Here is a 4,161-nt window from a genome sequence, read left to right on the forward strand (position 1 = left end):
GCCACCGGCGCTTGGCCCCTTCGACTGCCTGCCAAGGCAGGCGCTCAGGACAGGCTTCGACTTCGCTCAGGCCGAACGAATGTGATGACGCAGGTTTAACGCACGATGATGGCACGATAATCGAGAGACTGATTGGCGCTCGAAACAGGGCCCCGATATGGTGGGCCGGTGAACATGCCTCCATCCGGTCGATATGGTTGAGAGGAACAGCCCCACATCATCCCGCGCTACCCCTTCAACGCGAACTTCAGCAACAGCGAGCGCTGGAGCGGAAACTGGTTGTCGTCGGACACCAGCCACAGGATCGTCCGCCCGCCCTCCCAGGCCACCGCCATCCCCTCGAAATTGTCGTGGATCAGCGGCGCCGCCAGCGTCGCCAGCAGTCGCCCCCGCGCGACCTTCCCCGAGGCCACGTCACGCGCCGCCACCCGCACGATCCGGTTGGCGAATCGGAAGGGCAGTGAAAAGGAGCGCTCCAGCACCAGCAGGTCGCCGCCCGGCAGCGCGACCGCATCCGCCACGTCATAGCGCCCCTCGATGATATAGCCGAAGCGTCGCGCCTTTGCCGTTAGCGGATCGCCGGCAAAGATCACCCCGATGCGCGATTGCCGCCGCAGCGCCTCCGGTCCCCGCCAGTGCGGCGCGGGCACCTTGGTCGACTCGCTGATCGTCACGAAGCGGCCATCCGGCATCCTTGCCAGCGATTCGGCGCCGCCATTGTCCGGCCAGCGCTTCATCGCTGCCGGGGCGACACGCCCCTCGACCCGCGCGAAACCGGCGGCATAACGCCAGATCTGGTTCACCCGCTCGAACCCCACCCAGATCCGCCCGGTCGCCGGATCGATCGCCATCGATTCGCTGTCCCGGTCGCGCTTCTCCCAGCCACTGCCAGGCCCGTCCGGCAGATAGGAGAAGTGCAGGCCGTAAGGCTGCCAGTCCGCGCCCATCCGGAACCGCACGACGTTGCCGCCGTCGCTGAGCAGCGTGAAGCGGTCCCCCACCAGCGTCATCGCCGAAAAGCCGCCAAAGGCCGGATCGCGACTGTGCAGGCTGACCCCGCCCAGATAGGTCAGCGCCCCCACCTGCTTCACGGCCGGATCGCGTGGATCGAGTGCGACGGGGGCGACCGTCATCTGCGCATGATCGTTCAGCAGCGCCAGCCGCTCCTCTCCCGACCAGCCGGGGACGATGACAAGAACGAGCAGCAGGGCCAGCAGGATACGCATCACGTCTCGCGTCATAACGGCTGTGCTGCGCTGCGATACCGTCAGCTTCATCCTGAACGAAGGATAACGACCGCATTCAGGGACCGCTCAATGCGAATCACCCATAAGGCTTCCAACGACGACGGAAATCCCGCCGCCGCGAAGACGAAACGGGAGTGAAGACGATGTTCAAGGTTCCGCTTATCAAGAGCCTGTCGCTTGCTGGTGCCGCACTGGCGATGACTGCCGGTTCGCTGGTCGCCGCCGCCCCCGCAGAGGCACAGCGCTATGGTGGCTATTATGGCGACCGCTACGACCGCGGCTATGACCGTGACGGCTATCGCGGCCGCTACGACCGTGGCTACCGGGATGACCGGGGCTGGCGTGACGATCGCAGCTATCGCAACCGTCGCAACCCCTGCAAGGACGGCGACGGCGGCACCATCATCGGCGCGATCGCCGGTGGCCTGCTCGGCCGCACGGTCGATACCCGTGGTGACCGTGCCCTTGGCACCATCCTGGGTGCAGGCGCCGGCGCCCTTGCCGGCCGCGCGATCGACCGCTCGGACCGCCCCAATTTCTGCCGCTGATCGGCAGCACGAATTCCTCGCGTAGCGTAATCGAGGATGGAAAGCCGGCCCCCATGTACCAGGGGCCGGCTTTCCTGTTTCTAACCCCTCTCCCCCACGGGGAGAGGGAGACACCCCATCAATACATATGCTGCCCACCGTTGATCGACAGCGTCGACCCGGTGACGAAGCCGGCCTCGTCCGAGCACAGGAACGCCACGCCGCGCGCGATCTCGCTTGCCTGACCCAGCCGGCCGACGGGGATCTTGGCGACGATCTTGTCCAGCACGTCGGCGGGCACCGCGGCCACCATGTCGGTATCGATATAGCCCGGTGCGATCGCGTTCACCGTCACGCCCGCGCGCGCGCCTTCCTGCGCCAGCGCCTTGGTGAAGCCGTGGATGCCCGACTTGGCGGCGGCATAGTTCACCTGGCCGTACTGGCCCGCCTGGCCGTTGATCGACCCGATGTTGACGATCCGCCCCCATTTGCGCTCGCGCATGCCCGGAAACGCCGCCTTGGCCATGTTGAAGCAACCGCCAAGATTGGTGTCCATGACCTCCTTCCACATGTCATAGGTCATCTTCAGGATCGTGCCGTCACGCGTGATCCCGGCATTGTTGACGATGATGTCCACCGGTCCCAGTTCCTCGGCGACCTTGGCCACACCCGCCTGGCACGCGTCATAATCGGCGACGTCCCACTTGTACGCCTTGATCCCGGTCCGCTCCGTAAAGGCCTGTGCCCGCTCGTCATTGCCGGCATAATTGGCGGCAACGGTGACGCCGGCATCCTTCAGGGCAAGGCTGATCGCCTCGCCGATTCCGCGCGTTCCACCCGTAACGATCGCTACTCGTGCCATCGGCCTCTCCCTTGGTTTTGACATGATCGATGCTAAGGATGCGACGATCGCACCGCAATGGGGCTATGTCGGAATTCCCTTACGGAACCCAGCCTTGCAACTCGCGTGACAGCAGCGCGCGCAGCATCGCCAGCCCTACCTCGCTGTCGTTCAGGCAGGGCAGATAGGCGAAGTGCGTACCCCCTGCGCCCTCGAAGCTCTCCCGCCCGCGGATCGCCAGTTCCTCCAGCGTTTCCAGGCAGTCGGCAGAGAATCCGGGCGCCAGGATCGCGACCTTCTTCACGCCCCGGCCCGGCATCGCCTCCAGCACCGTGTCGGTCGCCGGCTCCAGCCACTTGGCCCGCCCGAACCGCGACTGGAAGGTGACCGTCAATTCGCGGCCCATCGCCTCGCCCAGCAACCGCGCGGTCTTGCGGCAATGGCAGTGATAGGGATCGCCCAGTTCCAGCGTCCGCTGCGGCATGCCGTGGAAGCTCGCCAAAATCGCGTCCGGCTCAAAATCCAGCGCCGCCAACTGCGCCTCCAGATTGGTCTTCAGCGCATCGATGTAGAGCGGGTCGTCATGATAGGGCGGCAGGGTGCGCACCGCCGGTTGCCAGCGCATCTTCGCCAGATGCGCGAATGCCTTGTCATTGGCGGTGGCGGTCGTCGCCGCGCAATATTGCGGGTAGAGCGGCGCCAGCAGGATGCGCTCCACCCCGGCATCCTTCATCGCCTGGATGCGGTCGCCGATCGCGGGCCGGCCATAGCGCATCGCCCAGTCGACCACCACGCCCGCGCCAAACGCACCCTGCAATCCGGCCGACTGCGCCTTGGTGATCGCCGCCAGCGGCGACCCGTCCTCGCGCCACACCTGCTGATAGGCATGCGCAGACTTTTTGGGCCGCGTGGTCAGGATGATGCCGCGCAGGATCGGCTGCCACGCGATCGCCGGCAACTCCACCACGCGCCTGTCCGACAGGAACTCGCCCAGATAGCGTTTCACCGCCGGCGGGTCGGCCGCATCGGGCGTGCCCAGGTTGATGATCAGCACGCCGATCTTGGGTGCGGGGATGGCGGGGTGCCCGGCGGGAAGGTTCATGGCGCCCCATGTAATGGCAGCGTGCGAATCCGGAAGCCGCCGGACGCGTACAATGCGTTTCCGATTGCAGGCGCGACCGGCGGCACCGCCAGCTCGCCCACCCCGCCCGGCGGCTCGTCCGACGCGACGAACTCGACGGTGATGTCGGGCGTGTCGGCGAGGCGCGGCAGCACCAGCCGGTCGAATCCGCGCGCCGTCGCCAGCCCGCCGGCAAACCCCGTCGCCGCGCCGATCGCACTGGCCAGCCCGAAGATCAGCCCGCCCTCGATCTGCTGGCGCACCACATCGGGGTTCACCATCCGCCCGCAATCCACCGCCGCGACCAGCCGCTCCACCACCGGCCGGCCGCCCGCCTCCATTCGCGCCTCCGCCATCACCGCGATGTAACTGCCGCGAAAGCCATGCGCGGCAGTTACATCGCGGTGATGGCGGAGGCGCGAATGG

General features: G+C 66.7%; 5 protein-coding genes. 1 reads left to right on the forward strand and 4 read right to left on the reverse strand.

The features are described 5' to 3' along the window. Window positions 1-227 precede the first annotated feature (227 nt). Complete coding sequence (locus Q0U08_RS18230) at window positions 228-1,226, reverse strand: esterase-like activity of phytase family protein (RefSeq protein ID WP_298093097.1); 999 nt, start codon at window positions 1,224-1,226, stop codon at window positions 228-230. A 164-nt stretch (window positions 1,227-1,390) separates the two neighbouring features. On the opposite strand from Q0U08_RS18230, the gene Q0U08_RS18235 reads away from it, so the two are divergent. Further along, the gene (locus tag Q0U08_RS18235) at window positions 1,391-1,795 is read left to right on the forward strand and encodes a glycine zipper 2TM domain-containing protein (protein ID WP_298093098.1); all 405 of its coding nucleotides are present in this window, start codon (window positions 1,391-1,393) and stop codon (window positions 1,793-1,795) included. 118 nt (window positions 1,796-1,913) lie between these two features. Here Q0U08_RS18235 and phbB read toward each other — a convergent pair whose 3' ends face one another. The 3 genes from phbB to Q0U08_RS18250 form a co-directional block, all read right to left on the reverse strand. Then, on the reverse strand, window positions 1,914-2,636 hold the full coding sequence (gene phbB, locus Q0U08_RS18240) for an acetoacetyl-CoA reductase (RefSeq protein ID WP_298093100.1): 723 nt from the start codon (window positions 2,634-2,636) through the stop codon (window positions 1,914-1,916). A gap of 79 nt (window positions 2,637-2,715) precedes the next feature. After that, window positions 2,716-3,717, reverse strand: coding sequence for a ferrochelatase (gene hemH / locus Q0U08_RS18245; protein WP_298093101.1), 1,002 nt, complete (start codon window positions 3,715-3,717; stop codon window positions 2,716-2,718). Next, window positions 3,714-4,161: molybdopterin cofactor-binding domain-containing protein (locus tag Q0U08_RS18250; RefSeq protein ID WP_298093102.1), on the reverse strand; the 448-nt coding region annotated here is incomplete at its 5' end. The genes hemH and Q0U08_RS18250, both read right to left, overlap by 4 nt.

The sequence above is a fragment of the uncultured Sphingomonas sp. genome, from assembly GCF_946477935.1.
Lineage (GTDB): Bacteria > Pseudomonadota > Alphaproteobacteria > Sphingomonadales > Sphingomonadaceae > Sphingomonas.

Coding starts and splice junctions, on each gene's coding strand:
- Q0U08_RS18230 (WP_298093097.1), bottom strand. CDS start 1,226: ATGCGTATCCTGCTGGCCCTGCTGCTCGTTCTTGTCATCGTCCCCGGC.
- hemH (WP_298093101.1), bottom strand. CDS start 3,717: ATGAACCTTCCCGCCGGGCACCCCGCCATCCCCGCACCCAAGATCGGC.
- phbB (WP_298093100.1), bottom strand. CDS start 2,636: ATGGCACGAGTAGCGATCGTTACGGGTGGAACGCGCGGAATCGGCGAG.
- Q0U08_RS18235 (WP_298093098.1), top strand. CDS start 1,391: ATGTTCAAGGTTCCGCTTATCAAGAGCCTGTCGCTTGCTGGTGCCGCA.